The organism is Sulfurivermis fontis (assembly GCF_004001245.1).
Classification (GTDB): domain Bacteria; phylum Pseudomonadota; class Gammaproteobacteria; order Thiohalomonadales; family Thiohalomonadaceae; genus Sulfurivermis; species Sulfurivermis fontis.
In genome coordinates this window covers 1,945,553-1,960,736 of sequence record NZ_AP018724.1, presented here as the reverse complement: position 1 = coordinate 1,960,736, position 15,184 = coordinate 1,945,553, and the positions used below count along the sequence as shown (strand labels likewise).

19 protein-coding genes are annotated in these 15,184 nt (G+C 65.6%); 9 read left to right on the top strand and 10 right to left on the bottom strand.

The window, feature by feature from the left end; all coding sequences use genetic code 11:
* The first annotated feature begins 39 nt into the window (after positions 1-39).
* The 5 genes from cysE to nifM all read left to right on the top strand — a co-directional run bounded on the left by cysE (position 40) and on the right by nifM (position 3,018).
* Positions 40-816, top strand: a complete 777-nt coding sequence (cysE, locus tag EP379_RS09940; RefSeq protein ID WP_127478883.1) for a serine O-acetyltransferase — start codon at positions 40-42, stop codon at positions 814-816.
* A gap of 1 nt (position 817) precedes the next feature.
* A complete protein-coding gene (locus EP379_RS09935) occupies positions 818-1,324 on the top strand; it encodes a hypothetical protein (protein WP_127477660.1) in 507 nt (168 codons plus the stop codon).
* A gap of 115 nt (positions 1,325-1,439) precedes the next feature.
* Positions 1,440-1,754, top strand: coding sequence for a nitrogenase-stabilizing/protective protein NifW (locus EP379_RS09930; protein ID WP_127477659.1), 315 nt, complete (start codon positions 1,440-1,442; stop codon positions 1,752-1,754).
* Positions 1,754-2,200, top strand: a complete 447-nt coding sequence (locus tag EP379_RS09925) for a nitrogen fixation protein NifZ (protein WP_127477658.1) — start codon at positions 1,754-1,756, stop codon at positions 2,198-2,200. Before EP379_RS09930 ends, EP379_RS09925 begins: the two co-directional genes overlap by 1 nt.
* Positions 2,197-3,018: a nitrogen fixation protein NifM gene (nifM, locus tag EP379_RS09920; protein WP_127477657.1), complete on the top strand. Its 822-nt coding sequence runs from the start codon at positions 2,197-2,199 to the stop codon at positions 3,016-3,018. The genes EP379_RS09925 and nifM overlap by 4 nt, the downstream gene beginning before the upstream one ends.
* A gap of 113 nt (positions 3,019-3,131) precedes the next feature.
* On the opposite strand, the gene EP379_RS09915 is transcribed toward nifM, so the two are convergent.
* From EP379_RS09915 to rsxA, 8 genes are all read right to left on the bottom strand, one after another.
* On the bottom strand, positions 3,132-3,410 hold the full coding sequence (locus tag EP379_RS09915; protein WP_127477656.1) for an RnfH family protein: 279 nt from the start codon (positions 3,408-3,410) through the stop codon (positions 3,132-3,134).
* Positions 3,411-3,522: 112 nt separating this feature from the next.
* Entirely contained in the window at positions 3,523-4,209 is a 687-nt protein-coding gene (locus EP379_RS09910) for an electron transport complex subunit E (protein ID WP_127477655.1), read from the bottom strand.
* Positions 4,210-4,333: 124 nt separating this feature from the next.
* On the bottom strand, positions 4,334-5,008 hold the full coding sequence (gene rsxG / locus EP379_RS09905) for an electron transport complex subunit RsxG (RefSeq protein WP_127477654.1): 675 nt from the start codon (positions 5,006-5,008) through the stop codon (positions 4,334-4,336).
* Complete coding sequence (locus tag EP379_RS09900) at positions 5,005-6,093, bottom strand: RnfABCDGE type electron transport complex subunit D (protein WP_127477653.1); 1,089 nt, start codon at positions 6,091-6,093, stop codon at positions 5,005-5,007. Before EP379_RS09900 ends, rsxG begins: the two co-directional genes overlap by 4 nt.
* A complete protein-coding gene (gene rsxC, locus EP379_RS09895; RefSeq protein ID WP_127477652.1) occupies positions 6,090-7,547 on the bottom strand; it encodes an electron transport complex subunit RsxC in 1,458 nt (485 codons plus the stop codon). The genes EP379_RS09900 and rsxC overlap by 4 nt, the downstream gene beginning before the upstream one ends.
* On the bottom strand, positions 7,544-7,711 hold the full coding sequence (locus EP379_RS16390) for a hypothetical protein (protein ID WP_172600437.1): 168 nt from the start codon (positions 7,709-7,711) through the stop codon (positions 7,544-7,546). The genes rsxC and EP379_RS16390 overlap by 4 nt, the downstream gene beginning before the upstream one ends.
* Positions 7,712-7,753: 42 nt before the next feature.
* Positions 7,754-8,287, bottom strand: coding sequence for an RnfABCDGE type electron transport complex subunit B (locus EP379_RS09890; protein ID WP_127477651.1), 534 nt, complete (start codon positions 8,285-8,287; stop codon positions 7,754-7,756).
* An 86-nt stretch (positions 8,288-8,373) separates the two neighbouring features.
* Complete coding sequence (gene rsxA / locus EP379_RS09885; RefSeq protein ID WP_127477650.1) at positions 8,374-8,955, bottom strand: electron transport complex subunit RsxA; 582 nt, start codon at positions 8,953-8,955, stop codon at positions 8,374-8,376.
* 307 nt (positions 8,956-9,262) lie between these two features.
* Here rsxA and nifL point away from each other — a divergent pair, with 307 nt between their 5' ends.
* From nifL to EP379_RS09865, 4 genes are read left to right on the top strand one after another with little or no spacing between them, the layout of a single operon-like run.
* Positions 9,263-10,864: a nitrogen fixation negative regulator NifL gene (gene nifL, locus EP379_RS09880; protein ID WP_232023892.1), complete on the top strand. Its 1,602-nt coding sequence runs from the start codon at positions 9,263-9,265 to the stop codon at positions 10,862-10,864.
* Entirely contained in the window at positions 10,864-12,417 is a 1,554-nt protein-coding gene (nifA, locus tag EP379_RS09875) for a nif-specific transcriptional activator NifA (RefSeq protein WP_127477649.1), read from the top strand. Before nifL ends, nifA begins: the two co-directional genes overlap by 1 nt.
* Before the next feature lie 24 nt (positions 12,418-12,441).
* On the top strand, positions 12,442-12,861 hold the full coding sequence (locus EP379_RS09870) for a bacteriohemerythrin (RefSeq protein WP_127477648.1): 420 nt from the start codon (positions 12,442-12,444) through the stop codon (positions 12,859-12,861).
* 8 nt (positions 12,862-12,869) lie between these two features.
* Positions 12,870-13,271, top strand: coding sequence for a gamma-glutamylcyclotransferase family protein (locus EP379_RS09865; protein WP_127477647.1), 402 nt, complete (start codon positions 12,870-12,872; stop codon positions 13,269-13,271).
* 717 nt (positions 13,272-13,988) lie between these two features.
* On the opposite strand, the gene EP379_RS09860 is transcribed toward EP379_RS09865, so the two are convergent.
* Both EP379_RS09860 and EP379_RS09855 read right to left on the bottom strand, forming a co-directional pair.
* Positions 13,989-14,327: a GIY-YIG nuclease family protein gene (locus EP379_RS09860; RefSeq protein WP_127477646.1), complete on the bottom strand. Its 339-nt coding sequence runs from the start codon at positions 14,325-14,327 to the stop codon at positions 13,989-13,991.
* A gap of 257 nt (positions 14,328-14,584) precedes the next feature.
* Positions 14,585-14,917, bottom strand: a complete 333-nt coding sequence (locus EP379_RS09855; RefSeq protein ID WP_127477645.1) for a nucleotidyltransferase family protein — start codon at positions 14,915-14,917, stop codon at positions 14,585-14,587.
* Positions 14,918-15,184: the final 267 nt, after the last annotated feature.

The window sequence follows — 15,184 nt, the reverse complement described above, 5'->3', positions numbered from 1 at the left end:
GCGCACCGTGCACTACGCGCAAGCAAAACGGAGGCAATGATGAACAGTGCAGAGTTGGCCATCAATGAAGTTTCTGCGCCCGCCCCGGGCCTGTTCGCGCTGTGGCGCGAGGACATCGCCTGCGTGTTCGAACGTGACCCGGCGGCGCGCAACCGTTTCGAGGTGCTGACCACCTATCCCGGCGTGCACGCCATCATGCTGCATCGCGTGGCCCACAAGCTGTGGCGCCGTGGCTGGCGCTATCTTGCGCGCCTACTGGCGTTCATGGTGCGCCTCACCACCAACATCGACATCCATCCCGGCGCGCAGATCGGCCGCCGCTTCTTCATCGACCACGGCGCCGGTGTGGTGATCGGCGAGACCGCCATCGTAGGCGACGACTGCACGCTGTACCACGGCGTCACCCTCGGCGGCACCAGCTGGAACAAGGGCCGTCGTCATCCGCAGCTGGGCAACGGCGTGCTGGTCGGCGCCGGCGCCAAAGTCCTTGGCGCGATCCATCTGGCCGATGGCGTGCGCGTCGGCGCCAATTCGGTGGTGGTGCAGGACGTGCCGGCAGGGCGCACGGTGGTCGGCATCCCCGGCCGCATCGTGCGCGCCCGCAACGCCGCCCGCCGCACCGTGCACGGCATCGATCTGGACCACCACCTGATCCCAGATCCGGTGGGCCGCGCCATCGGCTGCCTGATGGAGCGCATCGAACACCTGGAAAAGAAGCTGGCGCAGATGCCGGACGGCGCCTGCGGCGAGTGCGCCGAAGGCGGCCACTGCGACGCCCATGCCTTCGATCACGACGGTCCCCACGCGAAGCGCTGACATGGACCTGCTCGAATTCAATGACTACAGCCTGTACTTCGATGCGCCGTTGCCGGCGCGCGTCGAGGCGCTGCTGAACGAGGCCGCCGACGGCTATGCCGGCGGTGCGGCGGAGCAGCCGCTACTGCGCGCCTATGTGCTGGCGCCCGGCAATCTCACGGTCCTGGTCGCGCTGTATCGCTACTTCTATTACCAGCACCAGCTGGACGAGGCATTGCGCATCGCCGAGCAGGCGCGGCTGGCAGCCGGGGCGATGCTGGGATTTCCCGGCGACTGGCGCTCGCTCGACCTGCCCTGGCTGAGCGATGCCGTGCGGCACTCCATGGGCCTGGTACGCTTCTGCCTGCTCGCCCTCAAGGCGGAAGGGCTGCTGCTGCTACGCCTGGGAAGGCACGACGAAGGCTTTGCGCGTCTGGCCAAGGTGCGCGAACTGGACGCGGCGGACCGGCTCGGCGCCGGTGCGCTGCTGGCGGTGTGTCAAACCGCCACACTGTCGGCGGCGGTGTAGCCACGGCTGCTTTCATTCCACGCCGGTGGTGCGAAGGTTGTTGCGCCAGTTTCACGCAGCCCGGCCAGTTGCAGCCGGTCAGCGATAGGCAGGACAAACATATCAGGAGGCAATCATGAGCACGCTGAACGACGATTTGCAGGATCTGGAAAGCACCGAGGATTTCCTCGACTACTTCGGCATCGGTTACGAGCGTGCCGTGGTGCAGGTCTACCGCCTGCACATCCTGCAACGCTTCCATGACTACATGCAGCGGGTGAGCCTGCCGGAGGACGAGGATGCACAGCGTGCTGCCTACCGCGAGGCACTGGCTGCCGCCTATCAAGACTTCGTGCTGTCCGATGCGGTGACCGAAAAGGTGTTCAAGGTGTTCCAGGCCGCCGCGCCGCGCAAGGTACCGGTGACGTTCACGGATATCAGGAGCTTCTGATGCGACCGCAATTCGACTACGGCGACAAGGTGCGCGTGATCCGCAACGTGCGCAATGACGGCACCTTTCCGGGCATGGCCACCGGCGACCTGCTGGTGCGCCGTGGCAGCGTCGGCTTTGTGCGCAACATCGGCACCTTTCTGCAGGATCAGATCATCTACGAGGTGCACTTCCTGGACGACGAACGCGTGGTCGGCTGCCGCGAAGAGGAACTGATCGACGCCGCCGCGCATTGGGTGCCGAGCCGCTTCGAAAGCCGCGAATACGTCAGCGCCGCGCTGACCTTGGCCCATCAGGGCAAGGTGTTGGTGCAGGCCGGCGCGCGTGGCCAGATCCTCAAGGTGTGGCGCGACGATGAAACTGGCGTCAGCTACGACGTCATCTTTCACGACCTGACCCTGCGCGTGCCGGAGCGCGGCCTGAATCCCGTGGAGGAACAGGCATGACCACCGACAACTACCTGCGCCTGCGCACCGCCCTGGCCGGTTTCCAGCGCACCCCGGCGCAGCTGTCGGACGACGAGCGGCAGGCGGTGGACCTGCAGGTCGCACGTGCGGCGGCGTTGCAGGACCGCGTGTTGGCGCATGCTGCCGCGCAGGATGTGCATGTGCCGGCGGCGGTGGTGGAGCAGGCGGTGCAATCCATCCGCGTCCGCTACGACAACGAAGAATCTTTCCGCGACGATCTGGCCGGCAACGGCCTGGACCCGCTCACACTGCGCGGTGCGCTGGAGCGCGAACTGCGCGTCGATGCCGTCATCGAGCGTGTCTCCGCCGCGCACTGCACCGTCAGCGACGACGAGGCGGCCATCTACTACTATCAGCACCCCGAGCGCTTCACCCGCCCGGAGATCCGTACCGTCCGCCACATCCTCATCACCCTCAACGAGGCCTATGCGGACAACCGCCGCGACCGCGCCCTGCCGCGCCTGCAGCAGATCCGCCGCGAGATCACCGACCCGATGCAGCAGTTCGCGGCCATGGCCCGGCGCCATTCCGAATGCCCCAGCGCCCTCGAGGGCGGCCGTCTCGGCCGCGTCAAACCGGGCATGCTCTACGCCGCCCTCGACGCTGCGCTGTTCACGCTGGCCGCCGGCGAGGTGAGCGAGGTGCTCGAATCGGAAATCGGCCTGCACATCCTCTGGTGCGAGGCCATCGAGCCCGGCGGCGTCATCCCGTTCAGCGAGGTACGCAGCAAGATCATCGACCACCTCGGCGAACGCAAACGTAAGCAGTTCCTGCGCCAGTGGCTGGCAACCTCGTAGCGTAGGGCTGACTTCAGTCCACCGCTTGTCATCGCCGCTCGGTTGGCACCTGGGCTGCGGGACACCCGCTTCGCCAACCTCGCGCCACATCCGCTCGCCGGTTTTGGCGAACGTCAATCCTCGTCTTCCTCCCCGCCATCCTTTCGCGGCACCGTCTCCGGGTCGGCGGTGATCGGCCGGTAGATCTCCAGGCGGTCGCCTTCGTTGAGCACGGCGTCCATCTTCACCACCTTGCCGAATACGCCCACCTTCTGTTCCTCCAGATCGATCTCGGGGAAGCGGCCGAGAATGCCGGAACGCTCGATGGCGTAGGCGACGGTGGCGCCGTCGTCGATGTCGAGTTCTTGCCAGAACTGGTAGTGCGGTTCGGCGTAGGCGATGCTGATGCGCATGGTGTTGCTCCTCTGCGAGGGTTGTATGGATTCCCTCACCCTGGCCTCTCAGGGGGAAGGGAGATATAAGTTGGCGGGTTGCAACCCACCCACATTTATCATCTGGTCTTCATCACCCTGTGACGGGTTCCGCTGCCGGGGTCGGCTCGGGCTGCACCGCGGCGCGGCTGCGGCGGGCGTCGAGCAGGCGCTTGCCGGCGAGCAGGAAGCCGAGGGCGAGGAAGCCGCCGGGCGGCAGGATCATCAGCAGGAAGCCGTCGTAGCCGGGCAGCAGGGTGAGTTCCATGAAATGGAACGGCTCGCCCAGCAGCAGGGCGGCGTTGGCGAACAGGGTGCCGCTGCCGATGATCTCGCGCACGGCGCCGAGCACGACCAGGGCGAAGGTGAAGCCCAGTCCCATGAACAGGCCGTCGGCGGCGGAGGCCAGCACCGGGTTTTTCGAGGCGAAGGATTCGGCGCGGCCGAGGATGGCGCAGTTGGTGACGATCAGCGGGATGAACAAGCCGAGCACCTTGTACAGTTCGTGCAGCCAGGCGTTCATCATCATGTCCACCAGGGTGACGATGGCGGCGATGAGCAGGACGAACACCGGAATGCGCACCTCGGGGGTGACCAGGCCGCGGAACAGGGCGATGACCATACCGGACAGCACCATCACCGCGGCGGAGGCGAGGCCCATGCCGAGGCCGTTGGTGGCGGTGCCGGTGACGGCGAGCAGCGGGCACAGCGCCAGCATCTGCGCGAATACCACATTGTTGTCCCACAGGCCGTCGCGGACGATGCGTTTGTAGTCGGTCATGATGAACCCCAGTTGCAAGTAAAAAGTTTCAAGTTGCAAGTGCCCCTCGACCACGGAGCACTTACAGTCAAAACCTCAGACAAGATGAACAAGATGTTTCAAGATTGACAAGATTGCTATCTTGTCAATCCTGTGTTTTCTTGTTCATCGTGTCCTTGTTTTCATCCTTTGTACTCATGGCCAGCAACTCTTCACGGTGAGTGGCGAACAGTTCGAGGCCGTTGCGCACTGCCGTTATCACCGCACGCGGCGTGATCGTTGCGCCGGTGAACTGATCGAATTGGCCGCCGTCTTTCTTTACCTGCCAGCCGCCGTGGCCCAGCTCGGCGAGGCTGTGGCCGTCGAGGCTGGTGATCCAGCGATCCTTCTTCACCTCGATCTTGTCGCCGAGGCCCGGCGTTTCGTTGTGGGCGATGACGCGGGCGCCGAGCACCCTGCCGTCGCGGTCGAGGCCGAGCAGGACGACGATGGCGCCGCCGTAGCCCTGGCCGATCATCTCGAAGGCAACGGCGCTGACTGCGCCGTTCTGCGTGGCGCGGAACACGGTCTTGCTGCCGGCTGCGCCGAGGTCAAGCTGCAACGGGGCGGCGAGGAGGTCGTTGTCGTGCAGCGCGTCGGGGATCACCTGGCTGAGGGAGGCCTTGCGGTCCTCGGCCAGGCGCGCGGCGATGTCGTCGCGGGTATGGACGTGGCCGAGGGTGAGCGCGGCGCCGGCCAGCATGGCGAAGCCGCCGAGCAGCGCCGCGGAGTAGGCGAGGCGCTTGCGGTATTCCGGTTCCGGATTGGCCTTGTGTGTCATTCTCTCTCCCGCCCCAGTTGTTCCGGCGTGTAGGTCAGCGGTGCGCCGCGGCGGTTGCGGCCGTAGACGCGGGGACGCAGGTAGTGATCGATGAGCGGGGTGGCGGCGTTCATGATCAGCACGGCGAAGGCGAGCCCCTCGGGGAAACCGCCCCAGGTGCGGATGACATAGACCAGCGCACCACAGCCGGCGCCGAATACCAGTTGGCCGGCTCCGCTGCTCGGCGAGGTCACCGGGTCGGTGGCGATGAAGAAGGCGCCGAGCATCAGACCGCCGGCGAGGATGTGCAGCAGCGGGTCGGCGTAACGCAGCGGGTCGATCAGGTGCATCACACCGGCGAGCAGCGCCACCGTCGCCAGCATGGCCACGGGGATCTGCCAGGTGATGATGCGGCGCGCGAGCAGGAACACGCCGCCGAGCAGCAACAGCAGCGCGGAGGTTTCGCCCAGGCTGCCGCTGCTGACGCCGAACAGGTAATCCAGCGGCGTGTAGACATCCGTCAGCGAAACGTCGAGGCCGATGCCGCGCGTGAGTTCGGTCTTGCTGTGGCCGAGCACGGTGGCGCCGGTGAGACTGTCGTGATCGGCGCTGCCGCCGAAGGTGATGCGCAGGCTGTCGATGAAGCCCGGCGCGCCGGCGCTGAACAGCGGCTGCGGGACGGTCCAGCGCGTCATGACGACGGGGAAGGAGATGAGCAAGGCGACCCGCGCCAGCATCGCCGGGTTGAACAGGTTCTGGCCGATGCCGCCGAACACCTGCTTGCCGAGCACGATGGCGAAGGCGCCGCCCACCACGCCGAGCCACCACGGCGCCCAGGGCGGCAGGCTCAGCGCCAGCAGCCAGGCGGTGAGCAGGCCGGAACCGTCGAGCAGGAACACGCGCTGCGCCTTGCCGGCGAGATGCAGCGACAGCGCCTCGGTGGCGATGGCGCTGAGCAGCGTAATGACGAACAGGAACAGCGCCGGCCAGCCGAACTGCCACAGGGCGAAGAGGGTGGCCGGCACCAGCGCCAGCATCACCTGCAGCATGATGCCGCGCACGCTGCGCTGGCCGTGATAGTGGGGGCCGCTGATGGGGGTGGTCATGCCTCTGCCTCCTGCGCCTTCTTCGCCGCGCGTTCGGCCTTGCGTTTGGCCGCCGCCGCGGCCTTGGCCTGGGCCTCGCGTTCCAGGCGTGCCTGGCGCGCCTGCACCAGCTGTTTGGTGTAGTCGTTCTTGCGCTTCTGCTGCGCGCGCGCGGCGAGTTCGCCCTTGGCGTAGTTGAAGTAGTGGGTCAGCGGCAGGTGCGCCGGGCAGACGTAGGCGCAGGTGCCGCAGGACAGGCAATCGGACAGGCCGTAATCCACGGCGGCGTCGAGGTCGTTGGCCTGTGCGCGTTTCATCAGTTCCAGCGGCATCAGGCCCACCGGGCAGACGCGCACGCAGGAGCCGCAGCGGATGCAGGGCGAGGCGGCGCCCTCCGGCAGTTCCGGACGGTCCAGCGCCAGCACGCCGTTGCTGCCCTTGACGATGGGCACCATGCTGTGCGGTAGCACCGTGCCCATCATCGGCCCGCCCATCAGCAGGCGGGCCGGTTCGCCGTTGAGGCCGCAGTGACGCAGCAGGTCGTCCACCAGGGTGCCGATGGGCACCTCCAGGTTGCGCCGGTCGCGCACCGCGCCGCCGCTCACCGTGACGATGCGCCGCACCAGCGGACGGCCGTAGCGGATCGCCTCGTGCACGGCGTAGGCGGTGGCGACGTTCTGCACCAGCACGCCCACCTGCGCGGCAAGACCGCCGGCGGGGACTTCGAGTCCGGTGACGGTCTTGATCAGCTGCTTCTCCGAACCCATCGGATACAGCGTCGGCACGGCGACCACTTCCAGCTGGCCATGGCCCTTGGCCGCCTCGCGCATCGCGGCGAGGGCTTCCGGCTTGTTGTCCTCGATGGCGATGAGGGCGCGGCCCCAGCGGATGCCGTGCAGGATCAGGCGCACGCCGTCGATGATCTCCGCGGCGCGCTCGCGCATCAGGCGATCGTCGCAGGTGAGGTAGGGCTCGCACTCGCCGCCGTTGATGAGCAGGGTGTGGATGTGCTTGTTGGTGGCGCCACTCAGCTTCACCGCGGTGGGGAAGGTGGCGCCGCCCATGCCGACGATGCCGGCCGCGGCGACGCGCTCGGCGATCAGTTCCGGCGGCATCTCGAACGGGTCCTTCGGCTGCGGGAATTCATCCCACTCGTCCTTGCCGTCCGGCTCCAGCACCACGGTGAGGATCGGCAGGCCGGAGGGATGCGGCGCGGTGAAGTCGGTGACGGCGCGCACCCAGCCCGAGGTGGGGGCGTGGATCGGCGCCGACAGCGCGCCGCTGGCGCGCGCCAGCAACTGGCCCTTGAGCACGTGCTGGCCGATCTTCACCGCCGGTTCGGCGGGCACGCCGATGTGCTGCTGCATCGGGATGTACAGCCGTTCCGGCAGCGGCATGGTCTCGATGGCCGCGTCGGCGCTCAGCTCCTTGCGGGTGGGCGGGTGGATGCCGCCGCGGAAGCGGAACAGTTTCATGCCACGGATTCCATGAGCAGCACCAGCCGGCGGGTTTCCGCCTCGGCGCAGCGGTGCGGCGCGTCGCTGCCGAGACGCCAGCCGTTGCGCGCGGCGGGGGTGAGGCGGGGCGCGGTGTTCCGTGCTGCGGTGTCTTGGCGATGGACGGTGTATGCGTTTTTCATGCGGTCACCTCACGGAGTTGTCGGCGATTTCACGGGGCGCGTTCATGCCGCGACGAGTTCGGGTTTGCTCCAGCGCCAGGTGCGCAGGGTGGGTTGCTCCTCCACCAGGGCGAGGGCGCCGGTGGGGCAGATGTCGATGCAGGCGCCGCAGCCGGTGCAGGCGCGTTCCATCACCACGTGGATCTGCTTCGGCGCGCCGATGATGGCGTCGGTGGGGCAGGTGCGCAGGCATTTGATGCAGCCGATGCAGATGGACTCGTCGACGCGCGCCAGGCGCGGGCCGCCGTCGTTCATCGCCGAGGTGTCGACGCTGACGCCGAGGGTGTTGCCGAGCGCCTCCACCAGCGCCTTGCCGCCGGGCGGGCACAGGGTCAGCGGCGCCTCGCCGTTGACCACCGCCAGCGCGGCGGGGCCACAGCCGGGGAAGCCGCACTGGCCGCACTGCGATCCCGGCATCAGCGCCTCCACCTGCGCCACGCGCGGATCGACCTCCACCTTGAAGCGGCGCGCGGCGAGGCCGAGCAGCCAGCCCAGGGCCAGGCCCAGCACGGTCAGACTCAGTACGGCAGCGAACATGATCGGTTACCTCTGTACGTCATTTGCAACAATCCATTCATTCGCTCGGGGCCGGTTATACGGCTTTTCGCCCACGGAGTGGGCTCCTACTTCACCGGCAGCCCGCCGAAGCCCATGAACGCCAGCGACAGCAGACCGGCGACGATGAAGCCGATGGGCGCGCCCTTGAACAGCGCCGGTACCGCGGCGAGGGCCAGGCGCTCGCGCATGCCGGCGAACAGCACCATCACCAGGGTGAAGCCGAGGGCCGAACCGAAGCCGTACAGCAGGCTGTGCACGAAGCCGTTGCCCTCCTGCACGTTGAGCAGGGCGACGCCGAGCACGGCGCAATTGGTGGTGATCAGCGGCAGGAAGATGCCGAGCATCTGGTACAGGGCCGGGCTGGTCTTGCGCACCACCATCTCGGTGAACTGCACCACCGCGGCGATGACCAGGATGAAGGCGAGGATGCGCAGGAAGCCGATGCCGAGCGGCTGCAGCACGAAGTGCTCCAGCAGCCAGCCGGCAAAGGCGGCGAGGGTGAGCACGAAGGTGGTGGCCAGACCCATGCCGAGGGCGGAGTCCACCTTGCTGGATACGCCCATGAACGGACACAGGCCGAGGAACTTCACCAGGACCACGTTGTTCACCAGGGCGGTGCCGAGCAGGAGCAGGAGATATTCGGTCACGTTGCATACCTCTTCATCGTTGCAGAGGTTTTTGCATCAACCGTGCCACGGCGGCGGCGGGCCGTCTGCACCACGATACCCACAGTGTTTGCACCGATTTGTCGTGCCGTTGCACGGCTTTGGTGCAGGAAAGTGTGAAACTTTTGTCATTCGGACCCGTGATGCTACAGGCGCTTGTCGCACATACAACAAAACAAACGCCGTACGCAGAGGCGCCGTTCGTACCTTGTATCGCGTATCTCGCACCTGCCTTTGTCGGGCACGCATCCTGCATTGAGCACCGCAAGGTTCATATACGGTGCAGCCCATGTCCCAGCCCAAACAGTCCGCACTCACCCAGGAGGCCATCGAGGCGGTGGAGCGCTTCCTGAGCGCGCCGGCGCCGGAGGTGCCGGCGGCGGTGTTGCAGATGCTGGGCACGGCGCTGCACGGCGACCGCCGCCCCGGCCTGATGCCGCGCCTGTTCATGGAGGCGGTGGAGCAGGCGCCGGTGGCCATCTCCATCACCGACACCGCCGCCAACATCCTCTACGCCAACGCGGCCTTCACCCAGGTCACCGGCTACAGTGCCGCTGAGGTCGTGGGACACAACGAGTCGGCGCTGTCGGACAAGAGCACGCCGGCCATCGTCTACCAGGCGCTGTGGGGCCGACTTATGCAGCAGAAGAGCTGGAACGGCATGCTGGTCAACCGGCGCAAGAACGGCGAGCGCTACGTGGCCGAGCTGATGGTTGCCCCGGTGGTGGATGCCGCCGGCACCACCACCCACTACCTGGGCATGCACCGCGACATCACCGAGGTGTTCCAGTTGCAGCAGGAGCTGCAAAACCAGAAGGAACTCATCGACTCGGTGGTGGACGTGGCGCCGGTGGTGATCGCGGTGTTGAACGAGGCCGGCGCGGCGGTGCTGCAGAATCGTGCCTATCGCCGTCTGCTCGCCGACCTGCAGGGGCATGACCCCGTGCAGCTGCTGTACGGCGGCGTGCCCGGCGGCGAGACCGTGCCGCAGGCGCGTGAAGTGCGCCTGGATTTCCCCGACGGGTCGACGCGCTGGTTCGTCTGCCAGGCGAGCCGCTTCCTGGCGCGCGACGGCAGCGCCGACGCCTACTTCAGCGCGCGCGACGTGCCCTACCTGCTGCTGGTGGCGCACGAGGTCAGCGAGATCAAGCGCCAGCAGGAAGAGGTGCGCATGAACGCCCTGCGCGCCCTGATGGCGGAGGAGGCGCTGGGGCGCAGCCTGCGCGAGACGCTCACCGGTGCCTTGCACCAGATGCAGCGTCCGCTCAACCTGCTCAACGCCGCGGTGGGCATGCTGGAACGGCGCAGCGACGGCGATGACCCGTTGCTGGACGTGCTGCGCCAGGTGCGCGACGAGGGCAGCGCGGCGGTGGCGACGCTGCGCGCCTGCGTGCCACAGGAGGCGCCGGAGCCTGTGTTGCCGGTGAACCTCAATCAGCTGATCCACGAGGTGCTGCTGGTGAGCACGCCGCGCCTGCTCGCCGCCAGCATCGTCATCGACTGGCTGCCGCAGGCCGATCTGCCCGCGGTCAACGGCCGCGAACGGCGCCTGCGCAATCTCATCAAGCAACTGGTGGACAACGCCGTCGAGGCGGTGGAAGAGGGCGGCGGCGAGCGGCGCGAGCTGCGCATCGCCAGCCGCATCGACGGTGATTTCGTTGCCGTTCTGTTCGAGGACAGCGGTCCCGGCATCGCGCCGGAACTGCGCTTCAAGGTGTTCGAGCCGTTCTTCACCACCAAGGGCGGCAAACATGCCGGCATGGGGCTGGCAATCGCACAGGAGGTGGTCAATCAGCATGCAGGCACACTGGAGATCGATCCGGCCTGGCGCGACGGTTGCCGTCTGTGCCTGCGCATTCCCATGGGCAGCGACACGATACAGGACGCGTAATGGCCACGCGACACGAAACCATCAATCCCGCCCGTTCCCGTCTCATCGAGCGTGAACTGGAGGCGTTATATGAAGTGAGCAAGGTGTTGAGCCGCTCGCTCAACCTGCGCACCACGCTGCAGGGTGTGCTGGAGACACTGCATCGCCTCGGCGGTCTGGAGCGCGGCATGGTGGCTCTGGTCGAGCCGGAGACCGGCGAGATGCTGGTGCGTGGTCTGTACACCAGCGAGCAGAGTGCAGTGGACACCGTGCGTTACCGCCCCGGCGAGGGCGTGGTCGGCGCCATCCTCGAGGCGGGCAAAACCGTTGTAGTGGAGTGCATCGCCGACGAGCCGCGTTTCCTGTCGCGCACCGGGCTGTACGAACCGCACCTGCCCTTCGTCGGCGTGCCCATCAAGATCGGCGACGGCAAACCGGTGGGCGTGCTCGCCGCGCAGCCGGCCGATCACCTCGATGGCCTGCTGGAGGATCGCGCCCGCTTCATGGAAATGGTGGCCAACCTCATCGCCCAGAGCGTGCGCCTGTCCTGGGAGGTGGAGCGCGAGCGGCGCGACCTCAAGGACGAGCGCGACCAGCTGCGCCGCACCGTGCGCGGCAACTTCGGTTTCGACAACATGGTGGGCCACACCAGCGCCATGCGTCGCGTGTTCGAGATGGTGCGCCAGGTGGCGAAATGGAACACCACCGTACTGATCCGCGGCGAGTCCGGCACCGGCAAGGAACTCATCGCCCATGCCATCCACTACAACTCGCCGCGCGCCAACGGCGCTTTCGTCAAGCTCAACTGCGCCGCGCTGCCGGACAACCTGCTGGAATCCGAACTGTTCGGCCACGAGAAGGGCGCCTTTACCGGCGCCGCCGCGCAGCGCAAGGGCCGCTTCGAGCAGGCCCACGGCGGCACCATCTTCCTGGACGAAATCGGCGAGATCTCGCCCACCTTCCAGGCCAAGCTGCTGCGCGTGCTGCAGGAGGGCGAGTTCGAGCGCGTCGGCAGCAATCAGACCATCAAGGTCGACGTGCGCGTCATCGCCGCCACCAACCGCGATCTGGAAGGCGCGGTGGAGAAGGGCGAGTTCCGCGAAGACCTCTACTATCGTCTCAACGTCATGCCGATCCAGGTGCCCGCCCTGCGCGATCGCGCCGAGGATATCCCGGCCCTGGCCCAGTTCCTGGTGCAGAAGATCGCCAAGGCGCAGGGACGCGAACTGTCGATCACCGAAAGCGCCGTGCGCCTGCTCATGCGTCACAATTGGCCGGGCAATGTGCGCGAACTGGAAAACTGCCTGGAACGCGCGGCCATCATGAGCGAGGACGGCAGCATCGACCGCGACGCCGTCAGCCTCACAGGCATCGAGGAACAGATGCCCATCGCCCGTCCGGCAGCGCGCCCGGTCGACCTCGACTCGCCCAACCTGGACGAGCGCGAACGCGTCATCGCCGCCCTGGAACAGTCCGGCTGGGTGCAGGCCAAGGCGGCGCGCCTGCTCGACATGACGCCGCGGCAGATCGCCTACCGCATTCAGACGCTGAACATCAAGGTGAAACAGTTTTAAAGGCAGTTCCAAGCTGCAAGAAAAATGCCCCTGATCCCCTGGCCCTCAAACTATCTCCTCGGCAACCCCGGCATGGATGCCACCCATGCCGAGTTCGTCGCGCTGGTCAATCGCCTGACCACGGCCGAGGGGCGCGAGTTCCAGACCTTGTTTCTGGCGCTGCTCGACCATACCAGCGACCACTTCGGTGCCGAAGAGGCGTTGATGGAGGAGTCCGGCTTTCCTGCCAGTGCCGAACATCGCGCCGAACACTGGCGCGTGCTGGGGGAGTTGCGGGCGCTGGGCCAGCGTGTCATGCAGGGCAGAATCACCCTGGCGCGCAGTTATGTGGCCGAACAGATACCGTCCTGGTTTTCCGTTCATGCCGCCACCATGGACAGCGCGCTGGCAGCCCACCTGGCGATACGGGAAAATACCGCGCATTCCGCTTGCCGCAAGGATTGACGCACACCGTGTTCGAGTCCCATCTGTTCGTCTACGGCACCCTGCGCCAGGGGGGCGCCAACCCGATGCACGACTTTCTTGCCCGCGAGTCCGACTTCATCGCCCACGCGACGTGGCAGGGGAGGCTGTACCGGGTGGACTTCTATCCCGGCGCCGTGCCGTCCGACGATCCCGCCGAGTTGGTGCATGGCGAGGTCTACCGCCTGCGCCGCCCGCTGTTCGCCCTTGCCGAACTCGACCGCTACGAGGCCTGCGGGCCGGGGTTCGCCCATCCCACCGAATACGTGCGCGAGCTGCACCAGGTTCGCCTGCACAACGGGCACACCATCGCGGCGTGGGTCTATATCTACAACCGGCCGGTGGAGGGATTGGAGTTGATCCCGGGCGGGGATTTCTTCGCTGCGCGCTGACGAACGAGGCAGGAGCCGAGGAGCCCGCGGTAGGCGAGCCTTGGCGGGCGAAGCAGCCAAGGTGTGTCGCCGTAGAGTCATTGTGGCCAGGGCCTCAAGGAGGCCCGAAGCCGCAGGACGTGCCGCGGCCGCGCGAAGCGCATAATTGCCCCGAGTCCGAATGTCGCCAGGGTGACTTGGATGTCCCGTGGCGACTTCATGAGGGCCGGGGCACGCTTGGCCGCTGTGTGCGCCCCGGCGCCGCTGCTCCTCCCCATGAATATGGGGGAGGCAGGGAGGGGGCGCGTGGGATGGTGCGCTATCGCGCGGATTGATTTCGATGCGGGGAGCCGCCCCGCGCGCGGGTCACTTTCGTTATCCCGCCAACGAAAGTAACCAAAGGAAGGCGGCCCCGATGTCTCGCCCTGCGGGTGCCCTGCGTTGCTCGCTCAAAACGGGGTTTCGCCGACGGGACGTCCCTGTCCCGACGGCGAAAGACGCGCCATCCCTGGCGCGCCCCCTGCGGGCCTTAACCGTTTTGAGCTGCGCTACTCGGCGAGACAAAGGGGATTTCAAACCGGCTCGCCTGCGGCATCGCGCGGGTGGCGGGCGCTTCGCGCCCGCGAGTCATTTGGGATCCGTGGTCTGTCCCCGGTTATTCCGGTTATTCCAATTTGATTTACAGTCTCAAATTGACCCACTGTTCCAGAACTCTCTGACACCAAACTCCGAACTGTGTTATATGTTTTCCGGAAATTTATCCAGCAAAGTGTGCTTCGCGTCGGTCTCAGGAGGAATTTCACTATTTCTTATGATCGCTAACGACTCGCGATAATCTCTCGATTCCGCGAGGCGAATGAATTCAATATCAGATTTCTTGCGCTTTACAATTTGCTCGATCTCTTGGAGGGATGCATTGAAAAACTCTTTGCGTCCATTAACAAGATTTACGCGTCTTTGTTCGAGCTCCGTATGTAAACTAGCTTCTTGTTCCGGATCGTTTTCCGAGTAGATCATGGCGTGAACATCAAATCCAAATGGAACAGAAGCATCGCTCAGTTCTTTAACGCGATCCATAGGCTCCAGTCACTGAAAAAACTGGAACCGAAATAAAGTTGGGGTATTCTTCAGGCGCAACAAACACCTCGCTCAGAAATGAGCTATCTCCTTCGGCAGTGCCGGACTCGAAGTATTTTCTTAATGTTTCCAGCCGTGAACTCATATGTTCGCTCTTCCTATGGCTCTTCCAAGTTTTGATTTCTGAAAGTTGTTTGGGTCAGAGTAAAAAACTCCCGACGGAGTCGAGGATGTCCTGAATGCGGAACTGCCATTCCCTAGGCGGCACGTATCTTTTCCCTCATGATTTGTTCTTTCAGTTGGGCTTTGAGTGCGTCGGTGGTGGCGAGATCGACGCGGACGTCCATGATCTCTTCGAGGCGGGATTTCAGACGATAGAACTCGAACAATCCAATTTCGGCTTCAGGCAGGAATTCGACCAGGATGTCGATGTCGCTGTCAGGACCGGTTTCGTCACGGGCGACAGAGCCGAAGATGTCCAGGTGCGCCACAGCGAAGTCGCGTCGCAGCTCTTCGGCGTGGGCCGATAGGCGTTTATGGCTTTGTTCTTCGTCATGGTGCTTTCGGCCGGTCCTTGGGAAAGGGGACATTGGTTGGGATTAAGGCAAGGATACCGTATTGAGGGGACTGGGCAAGGGGGATTCAGGTCATCTCCAAGCGGGTGCGTAGCGCCCGGCAGCCGTGCGATGCCGAAGGCGAGCCGGGTTTGAACCCCCGTTTGCCGCGCCGATTCGGGCGAGAAGCGCAGGGGACCGCGATAGCGGCGCGGGAGTCGGGCGGCCTTTCTTTTCGTTAGTTTTCTTTGGCCGAGCAAAGAAAAGTATCCCGGCGTAGGGGGACGGAATCCCCCGCATATG